Raw genomic sequence first — 21,124 nt, forward strand, 5'->3', positions numbered from 1 at the left:
GTAATTCCATTGTTTTCGCGCAGACCCGTTGTGCCCGTCAACCAACCGAAAGGAAACGCCATGAAAGTCCAGTCTTACCTGTCCTTCGAAGGTCGTTGCGACGAAGCGATTGCCTTCTACAAGAAGGCGCTCGGCGCCGAAGTCGTGCAGCTGATGCGCTACAGCGAGGCGCCGGCCACCGGCGGCCCCGAGGGCAACCCCGAAGCCGGCTGCGCAGGCGGCATGCCCGGCCCTGACAAAGTGATGCATTCGGTCTTGCGCATCGGCCAGACCGAGCTCATGCTGTCCGACGGACGCTGCTCCGGCCAGGCCGAGTTCAAGGGAATCATGCTGTCGCTGTCGGCCGACAGCGACGCCGACGCCCGCAAGTGGTTCGACGCACTGGCCGACGGCGGCCAGGTGATGCAACCGCTGATCCCGACCTTCTTCACCACCAGCTTCGGCATGCTCAGCGACCGCTTCGGCGTGGGCTGGCTGCTGGTGGCGGACCCGGCCGCCGCGTGATGCGCGGGGGCTCGCTCTTCACCCTTCCCACACGCTTTTCTTCATCATGCTCAAGACCATCGTCCTCGCCGTCCTCGCGCTGATTGCCGCGCTGCTCATCTACGGCGCCACGCGGCCCGACAGCTTTCGCGTCGAGCGCACCACGCGCATCGACGCACCTGCCGAGAAAATCTTTCCGCTGATCGACGACTTCCACCGCTGGGGCGCGTGGTCGCCCTACGAGAAGCTCGACCCGGCCATGAAGCGCACCTACGGCGGCGCCGCCAGCGGCAAGGGCGCGACCTACGCCTGGGAAGGCAACAGCAAGGCGGGCGCGGGCACGATGGAAATCACCGAGTCGCAGCCGGCGTCGAAGGTTGCGATCAAGCTCGATTTCGTGAAGCCTTTCGAAGGCCACAACACGGCCGAGTTCACGCTGCAGCCGCAAGGCGGCGCCACACAGGTCACCTGGGCCATGTACGGCCCGAGCCCCTACATGGCCAAGCTCATGGGCATCTTCTTCGACATGGACCAGATGATCGGCAAGGACTTCGAGGCGGGCCTGGCCAATCTGAAGAGCGCCACGGAGAAGTAGACGCCTCTTTCCTCCATCGACTCACCTCCATCACTCAAGGAACTCTCATGTCCCCCATCAACGCTTACCTCACGTTCGACGGCAACGCCGCCGAGGCCATGCGCTTTTACGAGAAGACGCTGCGCGGCACCATGCAGATGATGATGACCGTCGGCGAAGCCCCCGACACCGACCAGATGCCGGCCGAGGCCAAGAAGCGGATCATGCATGCGTCGCTCACTTACGGCGACGGCATCCTCATGGCCTCCGACACCATGCCGGGCCAGCCCTTCGAAGGCATGAAGGGCTTCGGCGTGGCGCTCACGCTCGACACCGTGGCCGAGGCGCGGAGCATCTTCGACGCCTTCGCCGACGGCGGCACGGTCGGCATGCCGTTCGAGAAGACCTTCTGGGTCGAAGGCTTCGGCATGGTGACCGACCGCTTCGGCACGCCGTGGCTCATCAACGGCGGCAAAGCGCTGGTCTGAGCACGGAGTCGCTCCCCTCTACTTTTTTCCCCTCTTCGCAGGAAGCACCTTCCATGACCGAAACCCTCGACAACCGAAAGCGCTGGCTCGCCCTGATGGTGCTGTGCCTGGGCGTGCTGATGATCGTGCTGGACACCACGATCGTGAACGTGGCGTTGCCTTCGATCCGCACCGACCTCGGCTTTTCCGAGACGTCTTTGGTCTGGGTAGTGAACGCCTACATGCTGACCTTCGGCGGCTTCCTGCTGCTGGGCGGGCGGCTGGGGGACCTGTACGGCCACCGCCGCGTGTTCCTCGCGGGCCTGGTGCTGTTCACGCTGGCCTCGCTGGCCTGCGGGGTCTCGACCTCGCAGGGCCTGCTGGTGGCGGCGCGCGCGGTGCAGGGCCTGGGCGGCGCGGTGGTGTCGGCCGTGTCGCTCTCGCTCATCATGAACCTGTTCACCGAGCCGGCCGACCGCGCCAAGGCGATGGGCGTATACGGCTTCGTGTGCGCGGGCGGCGGCAGCATCGGCGTGCTGCTGGGCGGCCTGCTCACGAGCACGCTGAGCTGGCACTGGATCTTCCTGGTCAACCTGCCGATCGGCGTGGCGGTGTATGCGCTGTGCGTGGCGCTGCTGCCCAACGCACGCGGCCATGCGCACGGGGAGAAGCTCGACGTGGCCGGCGCCATCACCGTCACCTCGTCGCTGATGCTCGCGGTGTACGGCGTGGTCAACGGCAACGAGGCGGGCTGGGGCTCCACGCAGACGATGGGCCTGCTCGGCGCGGCCGTGGTGCTGCTGGCCGCCTTCATCGCCATCGAGGCGCGCGTGCAGCATCCGCTGATGCCGCTGGGCCTGTTCAAGCTGCGCAGCGTGTCGGTGGCCAACGTGGTGGGCGTGCTGTGGGCCGCGGCCATGTTCGCGTGGTTCTTCATCTCGGCGCTGTACATGCAGCTGGTGCTGCAGTACACGCCGATGCAGATCGGGTTGGCCTTCCTGCCGGCCAACGTGATCATGGCGGTGTTCTCGCTGGGCCTCTCGGCCAAGATCGTGATGCGCTTCGGCATCCGCAAGCCGCTGGCGGCGGGGCTGTGGCTCGCGGCCCTCGGGCTAGCGCTGTTCGCGCGCGCGCCGGTCAACGGCAGCTTCGTGCTCGACGTGCTGCCCGGCATGGTGCTGCTGGGCCTGGGCGCGGGCATGGCCTTCAACCCGGTGCTGCTGGCGGCCATGAGCGAGGTCGACCCGTCCGATTCGGGCCTGGCTTCGGGCGTGGTCAACACCGCCTTCATGATGGGCGGCGCCCTGGGCCTGGCCGTGCTGGCCAGCGCCGCGGCGGCACGCACCACCGCCATGGCCACCGCCGGCGCGCAGACGCCGCTGGCGCTCACCGGTGGCTACAACCTGGCATTCCTGGTCGGCGCCGTGTTCGCGGCGGCGGCGGGTCTGATCGGGGTCTTGCTGCTTCGCCCGGCCGCGCCGGGACACACCCACAACAACAACGAAGCAGCGTCGGCCCCGGGCGCGGCGGGCGAGACGGCGTCGTCGTGAACGCGACGGCGCCATGCAGCCCCCGCTTTTTCTCTTTCAACGTTTCTATCCCCTATTCAGGAGAACAGACATGGCTCGTTATGTAGACGGATTCATCGTCGCCATTCCCACCAAGAACGTCGAGGCCTACCGCAAGCTGGCGCGCAAGGCCGGCAAGGTCTGGATGGAGTACGGCGCGCTCGAGTACGTGGAGTGCATCGCCGACGACGTGAAGCCCGGCAAGCTCACGTCGTTCCCCCAAAGCGTGAAGCTCAAGGCCGACGAGACCGTGGCCTTCTCGTGGATCACCTACAAGTCGCGCAAGCACCGTGACACGATCAACAAGAAGGTCATGGCCGACCCGCGCCTGGAGGCCATGATGGACATGAAGAACCTGCCGTTCGACGGCAAGCGGATGATCTTCGGCGGCTTCAAGTCGATCGTGGAACTTTGATGCTTTCTCAGGCCAGGAAGCCGTCGTAGACGAGCTTGAGGCCCGTGAGCAGCATGCCCAGATAGACGAAGCGATAGAACCACGTCGCATCGATGCGGCGTGCAATGCGGATGCCGATCCACACGCCCAGCGGTGCGATCGGCATCAGCACGAGCGAGGTGGCCAGCGTGCGAAAGTCGAGCAGGCCGAGCCACGCGTAGGGAATCCACTTGCTGAGATTCACCACGAAGAAGAAGTAGGCCATGGTCGCCGTGAACACCACCGGCTTGAGCTTCAGCGGGATTACGTAGGCATTGATCGGCGGCCCGCCCGCATGCGCGATGAAGCTGGTGAAGCCCGACACGGCCGTCAGCACCGCGCCCACCGCGCGCGACGGCAGCGGGTCGTTGGGCTTGGGCGGAAACAGCAGGCGCTGCGCCAGGAACACCAGCGTGAACACGCCCACGATGCCCGCCACCGTGTGGGCCGACAGCACGCGAAACAGCAGCGTGCCGATCACCGTGCCGACCAGCCCGAACGGAATCAAAAACTTGAGCAGCGAGCGGTCGAAGTCGCGCCTGAAAGCGGCCAGGCCGAGCAGGTCCATGAGCAGCAGCAGGGGCATCAGGATCGCCGCCGCCTGCGGCACGGTGACGGCCAGCGCCATCATCGGCACGGCCAGCGACCCGAATCCGGCGCCGAAGCCGCTCTTGCTGATGCCGAGCAGCAGCACGGCGGGGACGGCGACCGCGTAGAACGACGGGTCGGTGATGAGGGGAAAAACCATGAGGAAACCAGCAGCGCAGAAAAAAGCCCGCCAGGGGCAGGCGGGCCGTGCGGGAGCGTAGCAGGAAGCCCGAATTCCTGCCGACGGCCTCCCTGCGCTGCGCCTCGCGGGACAACCCGCTTGACAGCGTTTTCGAGATTTATGACATTTATGATCATAAATACCCGAAACGCAGATGCCCCCTTCCCAACCCAAGCCTTCGCTCACGCGCGACAAGCGCGTGAAGCGTTCCGACCAGGTGGTCGACAACATCAAGCGCTGGGTCGTGCAGACCCAGCAGCAGGTCGGCAACAAGCTGCCGCAGGAGAAAGAGCTGATCGAACAGCTCGGCGTGTCGCGCGGCACGGTGCGCGAGGCGCTGGCCGCGCTGCAGGTGCAGGGGCTGGTCGCGATCAGCACCGGCCCCAACGGCGGCGCCACGCTCACGCAGGCCTCGTACGAGCAGTGCCTGCAGGCGGTGTCGAACTTCCTGTACTTCCAGCCGGTCGACATCACGATGCTGTACGCGCTGCGGCGCGTGGTCGAGCCCGAGCTGGCCGCCAACGTGGCCACGCGCCTCACCGAGGCCGACCTGGCCGCGCTGGAGGCGCTGATCGGCCACAGCCACCCGGCCCACGGCGGCAGCGCCGACTGGAACGAGCGCCGCGAGGCCGACCTGCTGTTCCATGACCGCCTGGCCGAGGCCTGCAGCAGCCCCTTCCTGGCGCTGGTGTGCCGCCTGCTCAACGACGTGATCCGCCGCGTGATCATCGTGCGCAACGCGCTCACCGAGTTCGACCAGTTCGACGAGGAGATCGTCGACAGCCACACCGAACTGCTCGACGCGCTGCGTGCCCGCGACCCCGCGCGTGCGCGCGAGGTCATGCGCGTGCACATGGAACACGCCGAAGCCCTGGCCCTGGAGGCCGAATCCCGCGTCGACCGCGGCAGCCTGCTCATGAAGAAACCGACCGGCTGACGCCCGCGCGGCGCGCGCTGATCCGCGTCGCCGCCGCCCTCTTCCCCTGCTCTCTCTTGCCTTCACCCCGGTCGCGCCGGGGTGCGGGGTTTCCTTTGCCTGAACTTTCCTCGAGACCTCCCATGACCGCATCCCCCGCCCTCTGGCAGCGCAGCGCCACCGACCTCGCCGACGCCGTGCGCCGCCGCGAGGTGTCCTGCCACGAAGTGACGACCAGCGTGCTCGCGCGCATCGCCGAGCTCAACCCGCGCCTCAATGCCCTGGCCGAGGTGCTGGCCGACGAGGCCCTGGCCAGCGCCGACGCCGCCGACGCGCGCACCCTGCGCGGCGAGCCGCTCGGCCCGCTGCACGGCGTGCCGGTGAGCATCAAGGTCAACGTCGACCAGGCCGGCCACGCCACCACCAACGGCGTGATCCCGCTGAAGGACCACATCGCCCGCGAAGACGCACCGGTGGTGGCGCACTGGCGCAGCGCGGGCGCCGTCATCGTGGGGCGCAGCAACACCGCGACCTACTCGTCGCGCTGGTTCACCGACAACGGCGTGCACGGCCGCACGCTGAACCCGTGGGACGCGGCCATCACCCCCGGCGGCTCCAGCGGCGGCGCGGCCGCGGCGGTGGCCGCCGGCATGGGCGCGCTGGCGCACGGCAACGACATCGGCGGCTCGATCCGCTACCCCGCGTACGCCTGCGGCGTGGCCGGCCTGCGCCCCACCGCCGGCCGCGTGCCGGCCTTCAACCCGAGCGCCACGAGCGAGCGCGGCATCACGCCGCAGCTCATGTCGGTGCAGGGGCCGCTGGCGCGCAGCATCGCCGACCTGCGACTGGGCTACGAGGCCATGGCACGCCCCGACGCGCGCGACCCGAACTGGGTACCGGTGCCGCACGAGCTGCCGCGCCCCACCGGCCCGATCCGCGTGGCGCTGTTCAAGCGCGCGCCGGGCATCCCGGTCGACCCGGCCGTCACGCAGGCGCTGGACGACGCCGCGCGCTGGCTGCAGCAGGCGGGCTACGCGGTCGACGAAGCCGAGCTGCCCTGCTTCGGCGAGGCTGCGGCCCTGTGGCGCACGCTGATCGTGGACGACACCCGCCGCAACATCATCGCGGGCGTCGAGCAGCACGGCGACGACCTCATGCGGCGCAGCCAGCGCTACCTGCTCGAAGGCATGGCCGAGACCGACCGCGACGGTTTTCTGGACGCGCTCGCGCGGCGCCAGGCGCTGCTGCGCAGCTGGTCGGTGTTCATGCAGACCCATCCGCTGGTGCTGATGCCCGTGTCGTGGCAGCGCCCCTGCCCGCAGGACGAAGACGTCGCCAGCCTGGAGCGCGCCCGCGCCCTCATCGACGCCCAGAGCCCGCTGCTCGCCACCGCCGCGCTGGGCATGCCCGGCCTCGCGGTGCCCACCGGCATGGCCGGCGGCGCGCCCATGGGCGTGCAGCTGCTGGCCTGGCGCTTTCGTGAAGACCTGCTGCTGGAGGCCGGCCAGGTGCTCGAAGACGCGGCGCGCTTCACGCCGCTGGTCGCGCAGTGACCTTTCTTTTCCCGCTCTTCCAACGATTCCAACTACCCGGAGACTTTCGATGACCCCCTTCACTTTCCCCACCGGCCCGGCACTCTCGCGGCGCGGCCTCATCCGCGCGGCAGCGGCCACGGGCCTGGGCGGCCTGCTGCCGTACGGCGCGAACGCGCAGCCGGCGGTCAACCGCCTGATCGTGCCCTTCCCGGCCGGCGGCCCGGCCGACTTCATGGGCCGGCTGCTGTCCGAAAAGCTCAAGGACGAGCTCGGCCGCCCGGTGATGGTCGACAACCGCCCCGGCGCCGGCACGCGGCTGGCAGCCGAGGTGCTGAAGAACAGCCCCGCCGACGGCACCACCATGCTGCTGGCGCCGGTCGACCCGATGTTCATTGGCCCCGCCATCTACGCCAACATGCGCTTCAACCCGGCCACCGACTTCAAGCCCGTGACCGACGTGAGCGGCATCCAGTTCGGCCTGGCCGTGAGCGCCGCCTCGCCGGTGAAGACGCTGGCCCAGTTCGTCCAGGCCGCCAAGGCCAACCCCGACCAGGGCTCGATCGGCATCACCACCGTGGGCTCGCTGCTGCACTTCCTGGCGATGGACTTCGTGGCCCTGTCGCGCAGCGGCGCCACCCTGGTGCCCTACCGCGGCGGCGCGGCCATGGTCACCGAGCTGATCGGCGGCCAGGTGGCCTCGGGCATGGACGCCACCACCACCCTCACCGAGTACCACCGCGCGGGCAAGCTGCGCGTGCTGGCCGTGGCCGGCGACAAGCGCGCCGACGGCCTGCCCGACGTGCCTACCTTCGCCGAGTCGGGCTACCCAACGCTCGTGGCCTCGTCGCGCTACGTGCTGTACGCCCACGCCAACACCGCGCCTGCCACGCTGGCGCAGTGGAACCGGGCCGTGCGCAAGGTGCTGGCCCTGCCCGACGTGCGCGAAAAGCTGGGCCGCGTGGGCTACGACCTGCTGCCCGGCGCCTCGACCGAAGAGGTGGTGCGCTACACCGACGCGCTGGCCGCACGCTGGCTGCCGGTGATCAAGGCCTCGGGCTACAAGGGCGACTGAGGCCCGGCGGCCGCGACCCAACCGCCGAAAAGTGTGCGTAAACGCACCGACCGGCAGCGGCGGGGCTCTCACACTGGCATGGCAACCGCCGCAGTCCGCGGCGGCCTTCTCCCTTTTTTCTTCCACTCAAGGATTCGCCATGAACACCCAGGCTGCCCCGATCGCCTCCGCCGCTTCGGCGTCTTCCTCCTCGTCGTTCCTTGCCACGCCCGCCGCCCGCGACGACGCCGGCAAGCTGGTGCTGCGCGTGTCGGTCGGCGTGCTGATGCTGCTGCACGGCATCTTCAAGCTCTCGGCCGGCGTCGGCTTCATCAGCGGCATGCTGGCCAAGGCCGGCCTGCCGGGCGGGCTGGCCTACCTCGTGTTCGTGGGCGAGATCGTCGCGCCGCTCTTGATGATCGCGGGCCTGTGGACGCGCGCCGCCGCCGCCGTGGTGGTGATCAACATGCTCTTCGCCTTCGGCCTCGTGCACATGGCCGACCTGTTCGCGCTGACCAAGCAGGGCGGCTGGGCGCTGGAACTGCAGGGCCTGTACCTGTTCAGCGCGCTGAGCGTGGCGCTGATGGGCGCCGGCCGCTACAGCGTGGCTGGCCCCAACGGCCGCTGGAACTGATCGGACCGGAGCGGACTGGGTCAGTCGCCGCGCACCTGCGACACCATCTGCGCGAGGCGCTCGGCATCGGCCACCACCAGCGCCTTGCCGTCCTTGCGCAGCACGCCGCCGCGCACCAGCGTGTTGAGTTCGCGGGTCACCTGCTCGCGGTTGGTGCTGATCTGGCTGGCCAGCGCCGCGTGCTTGGGCGCAGGCTCCAGCCGGGCCTCGTTGCCGTCGATGCCCGCCTCGCGCGCCAGGCGCAGCAGCTCGGCATGCAGGCGGTTCTGCACGCCCAGCGTGCTCAGGTCGATCACCCGCTCCGACAGCTGCCGCACCAGCGCGGCCAGCCGCTGCATCACGCGCTCGGCCACCAGCGGCTCCTCGCGCAGCAGCGCCAGGAAGGCCGCGCGGTCCAGGCTGGCGACCACGCAGGGTTCGAGCGTGACCACGTCGGCCGAACGCGGCCCGCCGTCCAAAGCGGCGATGTCGCCGAAATGCGCACCGGCCTCCGAATCACGGAAGGTCACCTGCCGGCCGTTGGCCGCGTAGGTCGTCACGCGCACGCGGCCCGACACCAGCAGGAACACCTCGCCCTGCAGGTCGGCGCGCAGCATCAGCGGCTTGCCGGCCGCCACGCTGTGCCACAGGCACTGGCGCGCCAGATGGTCGAAGCGGTCGTCGGAGAGGCCTTCGAGCAGCGCGATGCGGCGCAGCGCGAGGCTGGAGCGGGGGGTGGGTTCGGGTAGGGCCATGCCGGTGGTCATCGAGGCGCGCGCATTATGCTCGGGTGCCGCTTCGAACCCGTTCATGGACAGACGTTCCCCTCCTTCCCCTTTTTTGCTGAGAACGCCGACACGGCGCAACCTCCGCTGGGCGAGCGGGCTGGTGCTGATGGCCTACATCACGGCGCACCTGCTGAACCATTCGCTGGGCATCGTCTCCTTCGCCGCGGCCGAGACCGTGCTGCGCGGCGTGCAGAAGTTCTGGCACAGCCTGCCCGGCACGCTGCTGCTGTACGGCGCCGCCCTCACCCACCTCGTGCTCGCCGTGGCCGCCCTGTGGGAACGCCGCACCCTGCGCATGCCGCCGCTCGAAGCCTTGCGCGTGCTGCTGGGCTTTGCGCTGCCGCTGCTGCTGGCCACCCACCTCACCGCCATGCGCGGCGCCTGGCTGGCCTACGGCATCGAGGGCTCGTACGTGCGCGTGGTCTGGGGCCTGTGGGACCTGGCCGGCGCGGGCGCGCAGCTGGGCATGATGCTCGCCGCCTGGGCCCACGGCTGCCTCGGCCTGCACTTCGCGCTGCGCGTGCGCCCGCTCTACCGGCGCCTGTTCGCGCCGCTGCTCGCCGTGGCCGTGCTGCTGCCAGTGACCGCCGCGATGGGTTTCGTGTCAATGGGGCGCGAGTTCCAGTGGACCGGCGTGCCGCCCGTCGTGCTGCCGACGCCCGAACAGGGCCGCGCGCTCAACACCGCCGAGACCAACCTCAAGCTCTACTACGCGCTGGCCTTGCTGGCCCTGCTCGCGGCCTACGCGGCGCGCAGCAGACTCGCGCGACGCGCAAGCGGCGCCACCGTCGCGCTGCGCTACCCCGACCGCACCGTGCACGTGCCGCCCGGCTGGAGCGTGCTCGAAGCCAGCCGCTCGCACGGCATCGCGCACGTGTCGATCTGCGGCGGGCGCGCGCGCTGCTCCACCTGCCGCGTGCGCGTGGGCGGTGCGCCCGAACACATCGGCACGCCCGGCCGCGACGAGCAGCGCACGCTCGAACGCGTGCGCGCCCCGCACGACGTGCGGCTGGCCTGCCAGCTGCGCCCGCGCGGCAGCATCGAGGTGACGCCGCTGTTCGCGCCGCTGCCGCGCGAAGGCCGGCCCGCGCCGGTCGGCCGCTTCGGGCACGAGCGCGACGTGGCGATCCTGTTCGTCGACCTGCGGCGCTGGTCAGGCCTGTCGGAGCGACAGTGGCCCTTCGACCTGGCCTACGTGCTCGACCGCTACTTCGCCATCGTGGGCGCCGCCGTGCGCGAGAGCGGGGGCGTGCCTAACCAGTTCATCGGCGACAGCGTGATGGCCATCTTCGGCCTCGAGAGCGACCTGCCCACCGCCTGCCGGCAGGCGCTGCATGCCACCCAGCTCATCGGCGAGCGCATGGACGCATGGAACGTCGACTTCCAGGCCCAGTTCGGCCAGCAGCTGGACTTCGGCATGGGCCTGCACGCCGGGCGCGCGGCCGTCGGCGAAGTCGGTTACCTCGAGACCACCACCTTCACCGCCATCGGCGAAGTGGTCAACACCGCGAGCCGGCTGCAGGACCATTCCAAGACGGCCTCGGCGCGGCTCGTGGTCTCGCAGTTCGCGGCGCAACAGGCCGGCGCCGAAGCAACGCTGGGCCCGGTCGACACGCTGAACGTGCGCGGGCGCTCCGAACCACTGGCCGTGATGTATTCACGCGCCGGGAAAGCGGCCTGAGCACCACCTGCCGGATTCGGTGCGCAAACGCACAGCGCCTTCCGTGATGCGGTTTCACACTGCAGCTTGTGGCAACGACGACTGTCCGCCGCCCACAGACTCAAGGGAAATCTCATCATGAACAGCAAGCAACTCCTCGCCATTTCCGCCGCCGCTTTCGCCCTGCTGGGCACCGTGGGTGCGGCCCACGCCGAAACGTATGAAGGCGTGCACGCCATCACCTCGGCCGCCAGCCGTGCCGACGTGCGCACCGAAGCCGTCGCCGCCGCGCGCAACGGCAACGAATACTCCGACGCTGCCGCCGAAGGCACCGTCGCCGTGACCTCCACGCTCGACCGCCAGGCCGTGCGCGACCAGGCCGTGGCCGCTGCCCACAACCCGCTGCAAAGCCTGGACCGCCGCGCCTTCTACCGCGACGAAGTGCCCGCTGCCTACAAGAAGCCGGCCGTGAGCTTCACGCGCCAGGCCGGCCTGTAATCACGACGCCACCTGCACCCGCGCCGCGCGCGGGCCTGCAGCTTCGGTGATCGTGAAGCGCACCGGCAGGAAGCGCTCGATCACCGCGCAGTTCGTGCGCGTGTGCGGCGTCACTTCGCTGCAGGTGAACGCGCCCGACTGCCCCGGTTGCCGGAACACCGCCAGCGCCAGCAGCAGCGCGAGCTGATCGGCCAGGTGCGGCCCCACGGCTGCGTCCTCGTGCTTCTGGAAGGCACGCACCTCCTTCACGAGGCCGTGCGCCACCTGTTCCGCGCTCAGCGTCTTCTCGCCGAAGGCCGTGAACACCTCGGTGAGGTGGGCGTAGGCCAGCGTCACCAGCAGCGCATTGCCCGGTCCTTCGTTCTGGCGCGTCGGCACCGTGCGCAGCTGCTCGGCTTCCACCGACCAGCCCATCGCCGCCCCCACCGTCTCGAGTTCGCGCGCCGCCACATGGCGCGGCAGGCCGGGCGCCAGGCACTCGGCATGGCCCGCGCGCAGCTCACCACGCGACAGCAGGTCGAAGGCCTGCAGCCGCGCGCCTTCCGCCGCCGGAACGATCGTCGCGTCCACCTCGCCGCCACCGGCCGGGTAGAAGCCGCAACGGCGCAGCACGAGCTGCAGGTCGCCGCCGAGGCGACGCACCAGCGGCGCGAACGCGCGCTCCAGGAAGTGGAACGGCGGCGCCATCGGGTTGTGCGTGCCACCGCTCAGCCGCAGCCGGCTCACCTGGCCCGCGGGTTGCAGCAGCAGCGGCGGCAGCACCGTCTGCAGCACCAGCATGCAGCTGCCCGCACCGGCGATCGCAAAACGGTAGTCGCCCGCGCGCACCGGCCCCGGCACGAAGCGCAGCGACTGCGAAGCCAGCTCGGCGCCTTCGACCTGCGCGCCGCTGATCTGCGCCGCCGCATGCACGCACGCCAGGTGCTGGCGCATCAGGCCCGGCTTGGCCCGGCCCGCGCGGATCTTCGCGATGGCCAGCGGCCGGCCCGTGACCATCGACAGCGCGAGGCCGGTGCGCAGAATCTGGCCACCGCCTTCGCCTTGGGAGCCGTCGAGTTCGACGGCATCGAGTGCTCGTTGTTCTTCTTGTGCTTCCGTCATCGGGAAAGTCTTTCTTATTCAGTCGTTTGTCGTTGTTCTTGTTCGCGCGGTTCCGAGCCGGCATGCGCGACAGCGCACCGCCGTGCTGTGGATGCTGCCGAGCGCCACCTCGTACCACCACTTCTGCTGCTTGGCTGTCCACACCTCTTGCGCACCGCAATCGCGGCAGGTGAACGCCTTGTCGACGTAGAAGGTGGGCAACGGTCCGTAGGTGTTGTTGTGCGCGGCCAGCAAGGCCGTGTCGGCAGCGACCATGCCTTCGGCGCGCAGCAGGCGTGCATCGGCCTGGCGCTGCTGCAATGCCACGGCGCGCGCGGCGCGTTCGAGGCGGTGCGCCTTGATCTCGGCGCGGCGTTGTTTGTTGCTTTTCATTTTTCTTTGAACCTCCGCAATACGTCGCTACGAAGGCAGGTCGGTCTTCCGATTCCCTCCTATAGCTCTTCCACTGTCACGATACCTTCGCCCGCAGCAAGTTGAACGATGCTGCCCAACACCTGTCGCGCAAAGTCGGTGTTCGCAAGCAGGCAGACCACAAAGCCATCCGCCTCGATGCTGACCACGGCCTGTGCCCATTCCGAAGGCGTCGAAGGCGGCGCCGGATAGAAATCCGCGCGCTCGCCCTCGACGTTCAGATGGCCGCCGATGCCTGCCTTCCTGCAGATGCCTTGCGCGACTTCGCGCGACGGCAATGCGACCTTGACGCGGTACTCGATGCCCACGGTCAACCCTTCACGCAGACCACCTGCTTGAGCGTGTAAACCACCTCAACCAGGTCCTTCTGCGCCTCCATCACCGCGTCGATGTCCTTGTAGGCCATCGGGATCTCGTCGATCACGTCGGCGTCCTTTCGGCATTCGACGCCTTCGGTCGCGGCGATCTGGTCGGCGACGGTGAAGAGCTTCTTCGCTTTCGTACGGCTCATCTTTCGACCGGCGCCGTGGCTGCAGCTCATGAAGCTCTCGGGGTTACCCTTGCCGCGCACGATGTAGCTCTTGGCGCCCATGCTGCCCGGGATGATCCCCAGCTCGCCGAGCTTCGCGCTCACCGCGCCCTTGCGGGTCACGAGCACGTCTTGCCCGAAGTGCGTTTCGCGGCTCACGTAGTTGTGGTGGCAGTTCACCGCTTCCACGTGCGCCTCGAACGGCTTGGTGATGACCTTGCGCGCGGCCGCGACCACGCGCTGCATCATCACTTCGCGGTTCGCCCGTGCGAACTTCTGGGCCCAGCCCACCGCGCGCACGTAGTCGCCGAAGTACTGGGCGCCTTCCTCGAAGTACGCCAGGTCCTGGTCAGGCAGGTTGCGCTGGTGCAGCTGCGCGTCCTTCTTCGCGAGTTCGATGAAGTGCGTGCCGATGGCGTTGCCCACGCCACGCGAACCCGAATGCAGCATGAACCACACGGCGCCCGCTTCGTCGAGGCAGACCTCGATGAAGTGGTTGCCGGTACCCAGCGTTCCCAGGTGCTTGTGGTTGTTCGTGTTCCTGATGCGCGGATGGTCCTCGCAGATCAGTTCGAACTCGTCCACCAGCTTGGCCCAGGCGGCATCGGTTTCGTCGGGCGGCGTTTCCCACGAACCCTTGTCGCGGCCCATGCGCTTGGGGTTGCTTCCGTGCGGCACAGCCTTCTCGATCGCCGAGCGCAGCGGGCCCAGGTTGTCGGGCAGGTCGCGTGCGTTGAGCGTGGTCTTGCAGGCCATCATTCCGCAGCCGATGTCCACGCCGACGGCGGCGGGGATGATGGCCTTGAAGGTCGGGATCACCGAGCCCACGGTCGCACCGATGCCGTAGTGCACGTCGGGCATGGCCGCGATGTGCTTGAACACGATGGGCAGGCGCGCGGCGTTCTCGAGCTGCTTTTGCGCTTCGTCTTCCACGGGCACGCCGTTGGTCCACATCTTCACGGGAACGCCGTTGGCGACTTCATGCAGTTTGTAGTTCGTCATTTTTCTTTCCTCTCTATCTCTGTCTATTCTTCACACTCGTTGGTGGACACGGCGGGATTCGAACCCGCATCAATACGGCGACCATGGTGTTTGAGTCCGATGGCCCAGTCGACGATTGGAAACGCGCGCCAGTGACAGACCCGTCATCGGAGCCAGCACCTGCATCCTCAACCTTGCTCGTCAACCGACTTGCCCGCCGTACCTGGTCTTACCCAGGCTGCCGGCAATTTCAAACATTTTTGGCAGTGGCGCTCCCTTCTGTGCCTGCGTGCCCGTGTCTCTTTCTTTTCTCTACCGCTCAGGACCCGTTCGGCCGCAGCGTCACGAGTCCGTTGAGCACCTGGTCCAGGCCGCCGACCACCGAGATCTTGTCGATGCGCTCGGCCACGCGTTCCAGCGTCTCGAGTTCCTTCATGCGCAAGGCGACGGGGTTGCCCTCCATCACCTTGGCGGTGTTCAGCAGCGAGCGCGTGGCCGCGGTTTCCTCGCGGCGGCGGATCACGTTGGCCTGGGCCGACTTCTCGGCCTCCACCACCTGCGCGAGGATGGTCTTCATCTCGCCCGGCAGGATGATGTCCTTCACGCCCACGCTCTCCAGCACCAGGCCCGAACCTTCCAGCCGCTCACGCACCTGCGCCAACACCGTCTGGTCGATGGCGGACTTGTTCTCCAGCAGGGCGTCGAGCGTCTGCTCGCCCACCGCCGCGCGCAGGCCGAACTGCAGCTCGCGGTACACATGCTCGGCCGGCTTGGGCATCTGCGCCAAGGCTTGGCGCACATCGGCGAAACGCCACACCGCCGACAGGTTCAGCCGCAGCCCCACCTTGTCGCGGGTCAGGATTTCCTGGCCGCTCACTTCGGCGATCTGCGAACGCAGGTCCACGCTGGTCACGGCCACCTGCCGGTTGAAGCGCCAGAAGCCGTGGTTGCCCGGCGGCAGCAGCGCCTGCATCTGGCCTTCGAGGGTCAGCACGCCGGCGTGGAACTCGGGCACCTGCACCAGCAGCACGCCTTCGAGCCCCTGCACCGCACGCGGACGCAGCGCCACGCTCTGCAGCTTGGCCAGCAGCTCGGCTGGCAGGCGTGCATCGGCGGCCACGTCGATCACGTCGACGCGCTGCTCGCGCAGGCCGCGCCAGTAGAGCTTGCGGGTGGCGGGCGGCAGCACCTGCACCAGCACGCCGTCTTCATGGCGCAGGCCGACCTCGGTCTCACCCAGCGACACCTGCACGAACTCGCGCTGCACCAGCTGCGGCTCGCGCGCCAGGAAGTAGTCGGCCAGCTCGTGGTCGAAGGCCGGCTCGGCCAGCGAGAAGCGCTCGAGCTGCACGGTGTCGAAGCCCGTGAACACGCGGTACTTGCCGGCGGCGTACAGGCCCTCGAAATCGCCGTTGCGCAGCAGCAGCACGCGTTCGTTCTTCTTGACGGTGAATTGGGTGAATCCCAGCATTTTTTCTTCCTCTCTCTTCTTCTTCGTTGCGGTTGTCGTTCGTTGTTCGTCTGTGTTTCGTATCGGGGCCCACGAAGGGCAGGCGGCGGGCACCGTGGCTTGCGAGGTCAGCAACACAGCGGTCGACGGGTCGGTGCGGTGGCTGCGCCATCGCCTCCTTCTGCGTCGATGGCTGCATGCGGTTCCTGGCAGAACGCGCGATGCGCAAGCCGCCTGCACTGGCACGGTGTCGCTCGGCCGGGCCCTGCCCTGCGCCTCGCTCCGGTGTGCCGGGGCGGTGGGGCTTCCGCCCCCATCAAAGCGGCGGTGCGAACACCGCCGAAGGTTGTTTGCGGGAATCGAACCCGCCACGCCGCGTGGTTAGCACGGTGCTCCACCATGAGCAGACTGGAACAAGTCCAGTGACCAGCACAGTTCAACAGCGGCATACCGCGGACCCAAGAACAGGTCTGGCCTGCGGCACCGGGCCGCTTTCATGCGGCACCTGGGAGCGGATGAACTGCATCCGGACAGGTTCTCTATTGCAGCGAGCGTGCCAACTTGCTTGCTCGCCGACAGAAAACACGGCGGCGGCGATGCAAGTCATTGACCTGCAAGGAAAATTTCTTCTTCTCCCGATGTGACGCGGCGCCCATCCCTTGCTAGCATTCAGATAATTTCTAGAAATTCAGCTAGTCTTTTATCCATGAAGCCCATCGTCGTCATCGGTTTTCTCGGCACCCAGCTCGATGCCGGCCAGGGCGCGGGCCGCTGGAACAAGTGGCGCCCCACGGTCTCGCTCGCGCAGCACGACGACATGGTGGTGGCGCGCATCGAGCTGCTGCACACGCGCAAGCACACGGCGCTGGCCGAGCTGGTGAAGGCCGACATCGCCGCCGTGTCGCCCGAGACCACGGTCAACCTCGTGCCCTTCGACCTCGAAGACCCGTGGGACTTCGGCGAGGTCTACACGCGCCTGTACGACTGGGCGCGCGCCTACCCCTTTCAGCCCGAGCGCGAGCAGTACTGGACGCACATCACCACGGGCACGCACGTGGCGCAGATCTGCATGTTCCTGCTGTCGGAATCGCGCGTGGTGCCGGGCGTGCTGGCCCAGACCTCGCCGCCGCGCAAGCAGCGCCAGGGCGACGCCGGCAAGGTCGCGCTCATCGACCTCGACCTGTCGCGCTACGACCCGATCGCGCGCCGCTTCGACGCCGACCAGCGCGACGCGGTCGCCTTCCTGAAGAGCGGCATCGCCACGCGCAACGCGCGCTTCAATGCGCTCATCGACGAGATCGAGCGCGTGGCCGTGCGCTCGCGCGCGCCCATCCTGCTGGTGGGGCCGACGGGCGCGGGCAAGTCGTTCCTGGCGCGCCGCATGTTCGAGCTGAAGCAGGCGCGCCACCAGGTGACGGGGCCATTCGTCGAGGTGAACTGCGCCACGCTGCGCGGCGACGGCGCGGCCTCCACGCTGTTCGGGCACAAGAAGGGCTCGTTCACCGGCGCGGCGAGCGACCGCGCGGGCCTTCTGCGCACCGCGCACCAGGGCGCGCTGTTTCTCGACGAGATCGGCGAACTGGGTCTGGACGAGCAGGCCATGCTGCTCAAGGCCATCGAGGAAAAACGCTTCTTCCCCGTGGGCGCCGACAAGGAAGTGGAGAGCGACTTCCAGCTCATTGCCGGCACCCACCGCGACCTGCGCCGCGACGTGGCACAAGGGCGCTTTCGCGAAGACCTGTTCGCGCGCATCAACCTCTGGACCTACGACCTGCCCGGCCTCGCGCAGCGGCCCGAGGACATCGAGCCCAACCTCGACCACCTGCTGGCCCTGCACGCGGCCGAGAACCACCGCGTGGTGCGCTTCAACGCCGAGGCGCGCACGGCCTACCTGCGCTTTGCGCAGAGCAGCGAGGCGATCTGGCGCGGCAACTTCCGCGACCTGTCGGCCAGCGTGACGCGGCTTGCCACGCTGGCTGACGGCGGGCGCATCGCCGTCGCGCTGGTCGAAGCGGAGATCGCGCGGCTGCGCTGGCTGTGGAAGCACGAAGGCATGGGCACATCGGTGGCTGCGGCGGGCGACGACGTCGACCTGGAAGCCTTGCTCGGCGAAGAGAAATTCGCCGCGCTCGATCTGTTCGATCGCCTGCAGCTCGAAGCGGTGGTGCGCGTGTGTCGGCCGGCGCGCAGCTTGTCGGAGGCGGGGCGCCAGCTGTTCCAGGCCTCGCGGACGCAGCGCAGCGTGGTCAACGATGCGGACCGGCTGCGCAAGTACCTGGCCAAGATGGGGCTGGACTGGGCGCACGTTTCAGCCGATGCGCGACCCTGAGGGCGTGGGCTATCCTCCGCCCGATGCCCATCTCCGCATTCGCCGTGAAGGTTCCCGCGGCTGAACCCATCGCCGCAGACCTTCGCCGCCGCTTCGACCCCACCGTGGCGCTCGGCGTGCCCGCGCACATCACGCTGCTCGTGCCCTTCATGGACCCCGCGCTGATCACCGACGAAGTGCTCGACCGCGCGCGGCGCGTGCTGCAACGCACGGCGCCGTTCTCGTTCGTGCTCGGCAAGGTCGGGCGCTTTCCAGAGACGGCCTACCTCGCACCGGAGCCCGCTGCGCCGTTCATCGAGATGACGCGTGCGCTGGTGAAAGAGTTTCCCGACTTCCCGCCGTACGACGGCGCGCATGACGACATCGTTCCGCATCTGTCGGTGGCGCACGGCAACGCGCTGCACGCGGAAGAAGCGGCCATCGAGCTGCAGGCGCGGCTGCTTGCGTCGGGGCCGGTGCAGGCGCGCTGCACGGAGGTCGTGCTCATCGAGAACGCGTCGGGGCAGTGGTTGGACATGCATGTCTTCCCACTCACCGCCCCCGCGACGGTCCTTCGCCCATGACCGAGATCTACATCAGCACCGACGTCGAAACCGACGGCCCCATTCCCGGCCCGCACTCGATGCTCAGCTTCGGCTCGGCCGCCTATACGGCCGACAAGCATCTGGTGTCCACCTTCAGTGCCAACCTGCACACGCTGCCCGGCGCCGAGGCCGACCCCAAGACGGCTGCCTGGTGGCAGACGCAGCCCGAAGCCTGGGCCGCGTGCCGCACCGACCTGCAGGACCCGACGCACGCCATGAAGAACTACGTCGCGTGGCTTAAGGGGCTGAAGGCGCGGCCGGTGTTCGTGGCGTACCCGGCGGGCTTCGACTTCCTGTTCGTCTACTGGTACCTGATGCGCTTCGCAGGCGAGAGCCCGTTCAGCCATTCGGCGCTCGACATGAAGAGCTTCGCGATGGCCCTGCTGAAGATCGGCTACCGCGACAGCACCAAGCGCGCGATGCCGCGCCGCTGGTTCGATGCCGGGCTGCCGCACACGCACGTGGCGCTGGACGACGCCATCGAGCAAGGCGCCCTCTTCTGCAACATGCTCGCCGAAAGCCGGCGGGCCGGCGGATCGCAGGCATGACGACCAGCACCAACGCACCCGCGCGCCGCTGGTGGATGTCGCTGGCCGCGCTGCCGCTCTTTCTGCTCGGCGGTTGCGTGCAGTCGATGTTCTATTACCCCGACCGCGTGCGCTACGAAACGCCCGACGCGCTGGGCCTGCGCTACGAGAACGTGCGCTTCACCAGCGCCGACGGCACGCGCCTGAGCGGCTGGTTCATTCCCGCCGCAGGCCGGGCCGACCCGAAGGCGGCCAAGGGCACGGTGGTGCACTTCCACGGCAACGCGCAGAACATGAGCAGCCACTGGCGCTTCGTCGCATGGCTGCCGGCGCAGGACTACAACGTCTTCGTGTTCGACTACCGCGGCTATGGCGAATCGGACGGCGAGCCCGAGCCCCGCGGCGTGTTCGAGGATTCGAACGCCGCGCTCGACCATGTGCGCGCCCGCGCGGACGTCGATGCGTCGCGGCTGTTCGTCTTCGGGCAGAGCCTGGGCGGCACGAACGCGATCGCGGCCGTGGGCTCGGGCAACCGGGCCGGCGTGAAGGCGGTGGCGATCGAGTCGACCTTCTATTCGTACCGCTCGATCGCCAACGACAAGCTGCCGGGCGCCGGCCTGCTGGTGCGCGACGACTACGCGGCCTCGAAGTTCGTCGCGGCCCTTGCGCCGATTCCGCTGTTGCTGATCCATGGCACGGCCGACGCGGTGATTCCGCACCACCACTCGCAGCGCCTGCTGGCCGACGCGAAAGAACCCAAGCAGCTGATCGAGGTGCCGGGCGCCGGCCACCTCGAGCCGATGGCGGCGCCGCGCTTCGCCGCGACGTACCGGCAAGCCCTCACCACCTTCTTCGACAGCGCCCCGGCGCTGCCTGCCCGCCCATGAAACACTTCGACGAAGCCGCCACCGCCGCCCCCCTGGGTTTCGATCGACTGGTGCCCGCGCTGCGCGCCGCCTTCGCGGCCGAGGCGCAGGTGCCGCCGCGCCACGTGCACAGCATCGAGACCGGCGGTGACGCGGCCACGCGCGGCACGGTGCTGATCATGCCGGCGTGGAGCGACGCGGGCTTCCTGGGCATCAAGACGATCAACATCTTTCCGGGCAACGGCGCGCGCGGCCTGCCCGGGCTGCATGCGACCTACGTGCTGTACGACGCGCGCACCGGCGTGCCGCTGGCGATGATGGACGGCAACGAGATCACGGCGCGGCGCACGGCTGCCGCCTCGGCGCTGGGCGCCTCGTTCCTGGCGCGCACCGACGCGCGCAAGCTGCTGGTGCTGGGCACCGGCCGCATCGCGCGCATGCTGCCCGCCGCGCACGCGAGCGTGCGACCCATCGACGAGGTGTGGGTGTGGAACCACCGGCCCGAGGGCGCCGAGGCGCTGGCCGAGCAATGGCGCAGTGAAGGATGGAACGCGCAGGCGGCCGGCACCGACCTCGAAGCGGCCGTGCGCGGTGCCGACATCGTGAGCTGCGCCACGCTGGCGACCACGCCGCTGGTGCGCGGCGAATGGCTGCCACCGGGCGCGCACCTCGACCTGATCGGCAGCTTCACGCCCGCGATGCGCGAAGCCGATGTGCAATGTTTCGATGGCACGCGCACCTTCATCGACACGCCCGAGGCGCTGCAGAAGGCCGGTGACCTGCTCGACGCGATCGCGGCCGGCACCCTGCGTGCCGACGCGGTGCAGGGCACGCTCGCCGAGCTGTGCCGCGGCACGCGGCCCGGGCGCACGGGCGATGCAGAGCGCACGGTGTTCAAGGCCGTGGGCAGCGCGCTCGAAGACCTGAGCGCGGCCACGCTGGTGTGGCAGGCGCGCACGGCCCCCTGAGGCCCGCACCGCCCGCCATCAAC

The 21,124-nt window shown here is 68.8% G+C and carries 23 protein-coding genes; 16 read left to right on the forward strand and 7 right to left on the reverse strand.

What is annotated here, in order from left to right; all coding sequences use genetic code 11:
• The first annotated feature begins 60 nt into the window (after nucleotides 1–60).
• The 5 genes from ACAM52_RS27695 (at nucleotide 61) to ACAM52_RS27715 (ending at nucleotide 3,507) form a co-directional block, all read left to right on the forward strand.
• Nucleotides 61–504 carry a VOC family protein gene (locus ACAM52_RS27695; protein WP_062479529.1) on the forward strand — a complete coding sequence of 148 codons (444 nt, stop codon included), beginning with the start codon at nucleotides 61–63 and terminating at the stop codon, nucleotides 502–504.
• Nucleotides 505–550: 46 nt separating this feature from the next.
• Nucleotides 551–1,078, forward strand: a complete 528-nt coding sequence (locus ACAM52_RS27700) for an SRPBCC family protein (RefSeq protein ID WP_095746707.1) — start codon at nucleotides 551–553, stop codon at nucleotides 1,076–1,078.
• A 47-nt stretch (nucleotides 1,079–1,125) separates the two neighbouring features.
• Complete coding sequence (locus tag ACAM52_RS27705; RefSeq protein WP_369645118.1) at nucleotides 1,126–1,545, forward strand: VOC family protein; 420 nt, start codon at nucleotides 1,126–1,128, stop codon at nucleotides 1,543–1,545.
• Nucleotides 1,546–1,598: 53 nt separating this feature from the next.
• Entirely contained in the window at nucleotides 1,599–3,074 is a 1,476-nt protein-coding gene (locus tag ACAM52_RS27710) for a DHA2 family efflux MFS transporter permease subunit (RefSeq protein ID WP_095746709.1), read from the forward strand.
• 70 nt (nucleotides 3,075–3,144) lie between these two features.
• The gene (locus ACAM52_RS27715) at nucleotides 3,145–3,507 is read left to right on the forward strand and encodes a DUF1428 domain-containing protein (protein ID WP_062479540.1); all 363 of its coding nucleotides are present in this window, start codon (nucleotides 3,145–3,147) and stop codon (nucleotides 3,505–3,507) included.
• Between the two features lie 7 nt (nucleotides 3,508–3,514).
• Here the strand turns inward: ACAM52_RS27715 and ACAM52_RS27720 are convergent, their stop codons facing one another.
• Nucleotides 3,515–4,273, reverse strand: a complete 759-nt coding sequence (locus ACAM52_RS27720) for a sulfite exporter TauE/SafE family protein (protein WP_070061947.1) — start codon at nucleotides 4,271–4,273, stop codon at nucleotides 3,515–3,517.
• 175 nt (nucleotides 4,274–4,448) lie between these two features.
• Between ACAM52_RS27720 and ACAM52_RS27725 the strand changes: the two genes are divergently transcribed.
• The 4 genes from ACAM52_RS27725 to ACAM52_RS27740 all read left to right on the forward strand — a co-directional run bounded on the left by ACAM52_RS27725 (nucleotide 4,449) and on the right by ACAM52_RS27740 (nucleotide 8,430).
• Nucleotides 4,449–5,231, forward strand: coding sequence for a FadR/GntR family transcriptional regulator (locus ACAM52_RS27725; RefSeq protein WP_070061946.1), 783 nt, complete (start codon nucleotides 4,449–4,451; stop codon nucleotides 5,229–5,231).
• A 122-nt stretch (nucleotides 5,232–5,353) separates the two neighbouring features.
• The gene (locus ACAM52_RS27730; RefSeq protein ID WP_369645119.1) at nucleotides 5,354–6,763 is read left to right on the forward strand and encodes an amidase family protein; all 1,410 of its coding nucleotides are present in this window, start codon (nucleotides 5,354–5,356) and stop codon (nucleotides 6,761–6,763) included.
• Between the two features lie 49 nt (nucleotides 6,764–6,812).
• Entirely contained in the window at nucleotides 6,813–7,817 is a 1,005-nt protein-coding gene (locus ACAM52_RS27735; protein ID WP_159275413.1) for a tripartite tricarboxylate transporter substrate-binding protein, read from the forward strand.
• Between the two features lie 139 nt (nucleotides 7,818–7,956).
• A complete protein-coding gene (locus tag ACAM52_RS27740) occupies nucleotides 7,957–8,430 on the forward strand; it encodes a DoxX family protein (protein WP_369645120.1) in 474 nt (157 codons plus the stop codon).
• Between the two features lie 20 nt (nucleotides 8,431–8,450).
• Here ACAM52_RS27740 and ACAM52_RS27745 read toward each other — a convergent pair whose 3' ends face one another.
• Nucleotides 8,451–9,164 carry a Crp/Fnr family transcriptional regulator gene (locus tag ACAM52_RS27745; protein ID WP_369645121.1) on the reverse strand — a complete coding sequence of 238 codons (714 nt, stop codon included), beginning with the start codon at nucleotides 9,162–9,164 and terminating at the stop codon, nucleotides 8,451–8,453.
• 55 nt (nucleotides 9,165–9,219) lie between these two features.
• Here ACAM52_RS27745 and ACAM52_RS27750 point away from each other — a divergent pair, with 55 nt between their 5' ends.
• Nucleotides 9,220–10,878 (forward strand): adenylate/guanylate cyclase domain-containing protein, encoded by a 1,659-nt coding sequence (locus ACAM52_RS27750; RefSeq protein ID WP_369645122.1) that lies wholly within the window; start codon nucleotides 9,220–9,222, stop codon nucleotides 10,876–10,878.
• A 117-nt stretch (nucleotides 10,879–10,995) separates the two neighbouring features.
• Entirely contained in the window at nucleotides 10,996–11,355 is a 360-nt protein-coding gene (locus ACAM52_RS27755) for an alpha/beta hydrolase (RefSeq protein WP_307637548.1), read from the forward strand.
• Here ACAM52_RS27755 and rtcA read toward each other — a convergent pair whose 3' ends face one another.
• The 5 genes from rtcA to ACAM52_RS27780 form a co-directional block, all read right to left on the reverse strand.
• Nucleotides 11,356–12,456 (reverse strand): RNA 3'-terminal phosphate cyclase, encoded by a 1,101-nt coding sequence (gene rtcA, locus ACAM52_RS27760; RefSeq protein WP_369645123.1) that lies wholly within the window; start codon nucleotides 12,454–12,456, stop codon nucleotides 11,356–11,358.
• A gap of 18 nt (nucleotides 12,457–12,474) precedes the next feature.
• Nucleotides 12,475–12,828: a zinc-ribbon domain-containing protein gene (locus ACAM52_RS27765; protein ID WP_159272966.1), complete on the reverse strand. Its 354-nt coding sequence runs from the start codon at nucleotides 12,826–12,828 to the stop codon at nucleotides 12,475–12,477.
• Nucleotides 12,829–12,887: 59 nt separating this feature from the next.
• Complete coding sequence (locus tag ACAM52_RS27770) at nucleotides 12,888–13,175, reverse strand: hypothetical protein (RefSeq protein WP_139140277.1); 288 nt, start codon at nucleotides 13,173–13,175, stop codon at nucleotides 12,888–12,890.
• Nucleotides 13,176–13,177: 2 nt separating this feature from the next.
• Nucleotides 13,178–14,398 carry an RtcB family protein gene (locus ACAM52_RS27775; RefSeq protein ID WP_062479869.1) on the reverse strand — a complete coding sequence of 407 codons (1,221 nt, stop codon included), beginning with the start codon at nucleotides 14,396–14,398 and terminating at the stop codon, nucleotides 13,178–13,180.
• 298 nt (nucleotides 14,399–14,696) lie between these two features.
• On the reverse strand, nucleotides 14,697–15,848 hold the full coding sequence (locus ACAM52_RS27780) for a slipin family protein (RefSeq protein ID WP_095950994.1): 1,152 nt from the start codon (nucleotides 15,846–15,848) through the stop codon (nucleotides 14,697–14,699).
• Nucleotides 15,849–16,533: 685 nt separating this feature from the next.
• Between ACAM52_RS27780 and rtcR the strand changes: the two genes are divergently transcribed.
• Genes rtcR through ACAM52_RS27805 form a run of 5 tightly spaced genes read left to right on the forward strand, consistent with a single transcriptional unit; the run spans nucleotide 16,534 to nucleotide 21,101 of the window.
• Nucleotides 16,534–18,156 (forward strand): RNA repair transcriptional activator RtcR, encoded by a 1,623-nt coding sequence (gene rtcR, locus ACAM52_RS27785; protein WP_369645124.1) that lies wholly within the window; start codon nucleotides 16,534–16,536, stop codon nucleotides 18,154–18,156.
• Between the two features lie 23 nt (nucleotides 18,157–18,179).
• Nucleotides 18,180–18,719 (forward strand): 2'-5' RNA ligase family protein, encoded by a 540-nt coding sequence (locus tag ACAM52_RS27790; protein ID WP_369645125.1) that lies wholly within the window; start codon nucleotides 18,180–18,182, stop codon nucleotides 18,717–18,719.
• Nucleotides 18,716–19,288 (forward strand): exonuclease, encoded by a 573-nt coding sequence (locus tag ACAM52_RS27795; RefSeq protein WP_369645126.1) that lies wholly within the window; start codon nucleotides 18,716–18,718, stop codon nucleotides 19,286–19,288. Before ACAM52_RS27790 ends, ACAM52_RS27795 begins: the two co-directional genes overlap by 4 nt.
• The gene (locus tag ACAM52_RS27800) at nucleotides 19,285–20,154 is read left to right on the forward strand and encodes an alpha/beta hydrolase (RefSeq protein ID WP_369645127.1); all 870 of its coding nucleotides are present in this window, start codon (nucleotides 19,285–19,287) and stop codon (nucleotides 20,152–20,154) included. The genes ACAM52_RS27795 and ACAM52_RS27800 overlap by 4 nt, the downstream gene beginning before the upstream one ends.
• A complete protein-coding gene (locus ACAM52_RS27805) occupies nucleotides 20,151–21,101 on the forward strand; it encodes an ornithine cyclodeaminase family protein (protein WP_369645128.1) in 951 nt (316 codons plus the stop codon). Before ACAM52_RS27800 ends, ACAM52_RS27805 begins: the two co-directional genes overlap by 4 nt.
• Nucleotides 21,102–21,124 lie beyond the last annotated feature (23 nt).

It is taken from the genome of Variovorax sp. V118 (assembly GCF_041154445.1).
In the GTDB taxonomy this organism is placed as follows: domain Bacteria; phylum Pseudomonadota; class Gammaproteobacteria; order Burkholderiales; family Burkholderiaceae_C; genus Variovorax; species Variovorax boronicumulans.

Coding starts and splice junctions, on each gene's coding strand:
- ACAM52_RS27725 (WP_070061946.1), top strand. CDS start 4,449: ATGCCCCCTTCCCAACCCAAGCCTTCGCTCACGCGCGACAAGCGCGTG.
- ACAM52_RS27750 (WP_369645122.1), top strand. CDS start 9,220: ATGGACAGACGTTCCCCTCCTTCCCCTTTTTTGCTGAGAACGCCGACA.
- ACAM52_RS27765 (WP_159272966.1), bottom strand. CDS start 12,828: ATGAAAAGCAACAAACAACGCCGCGCCGAGATCAAGGCGCACCGCCTC.
- ACAM52_RS27745 (WP_369645121.1), bottom strand. CDS start 9,164: ATGGCCCTACCCGAACCCACCCCCCGCTCCAGCCTCGCGCTGCGCCGC.
- ACAM52_RS27740 (WP_369645120.1), top strand. CDS start 7,957: ATGAACACCCAGGCTGCCCCGATCGCCTCCGCCGCTTCGGCGTCTTCC.
- ACAM52_RS27780 (WP_095950994.1), bottom strand. CDS start 15,848: ATGCTGGGATTCACCCAATTCACCGTCAAGAAGAACGAACGCGTGCTG.
- ACAM52_RS27775 (WP_062479869.1), bottom strand. CDS start 14,398: ATGACGAACTACAAACTGCATGAAGTCGCCAACGGCGTTCCCGTGAAG.
- ACAM52_RS27710 (WP_095746709.1), top strand. CDS start 1,599: ATGACCGAAACCCTCGACAACCGAAAGCGCTGGCTCGCCCTGATGGTG.
- ACAM52_RS27805 (WP_369645128.1), top strand. CDS start 20,151: ATGAAACACTTCGACGAAGCCGCCACCGCCGCCCCCCTGGGTTTCGAT.
- ACAM52_RS27795 (WP_369645126.1), top strand. CDS start 18,716: ATGACCGAGATCTACATCAGCACCGACGTCGAAACCGACGGCCCCATT.
- rtcR (WP_369645124.1), top strand. CDS start 16,534: ATGAAGCCCATCGTCGTCATCGGTTTTCTCGGCACCCAGCTCGATGCC.
- ACAM52_RS27790 (WP_369645125.1), top strand. CDS start 18,180: ATGCCCATCTCCGCATTCGCCGTGAAGGTTCCCGCGGCTGAACCCATC.
- ACAM52_RS27735 (WP_159275413.1), top strand. CDS start 6,813: ATGACCCCCTTCACTTTCCCCACCGGCCCGGCACTCTCGCGGCGCGGC.
- ACAM52_RS27695 (WP_062479529.1), top strand. CDS start 61: ATGAAAGTCCAGTCTTACCTGTCCTTCGAAGGTCGTTGCGACGAAGCG.
- ACAM52_RS27800 (WP_369645127.1), top strand. CDS start 19,285: ATGACGACCAGCACCAACGCACCCGCGCGCCGCTGGTGGATGTCGCTG.
- rtcA (WP_369645123.1), bottom strand. CDS start 12,456: ATGACGGAAGCACAAGAAGAACAACGAGCACTCGATGCCGTCGAACTC.
- ACAM52_RS27700 (WP_095746707.1), top strand. CDS start 551: ATGCTCAAGACCATCGTCCTCGCCGTCCTCGCGCTGATTGCCGCGCTG.
- ACAM52_RS27705 (WP_369645118.1), top strand. CDS start 1,126: ATGTCCCCCATCAACGCTTACCTCACGTTCGACGGCAACGCCGCCGAG.
- ACAM52_RS27755 (WP_307637548.1), top strand. CDS start 10,996: ATGAACAGCAAGCAACTCCTCGCCATTTCCGCCGCCGCTTTCGCCCTG.
- ACAM52_RS27730 (WP_369645119.1), top strand. CDS start 5,354: ATGACCGCATCCCCCGCCCTCTGGCAGCGCAGCGCCACCGACCTCGCC.
- ACAM52_RS27720 (WP_070061947.1), bottom strand. CDS start 4,273: ATGGTTTTTCCCCTCATCACCGACCCGTCGTTCTACGCGGTCGCCGTC.
- ACAM52_RS27715 (WP_062479540.1), top strand. CDS start 3,145: ATGGCTCGTTATGTAGACGGATTCATCGTCGCCATTCCCACCAAGAAC.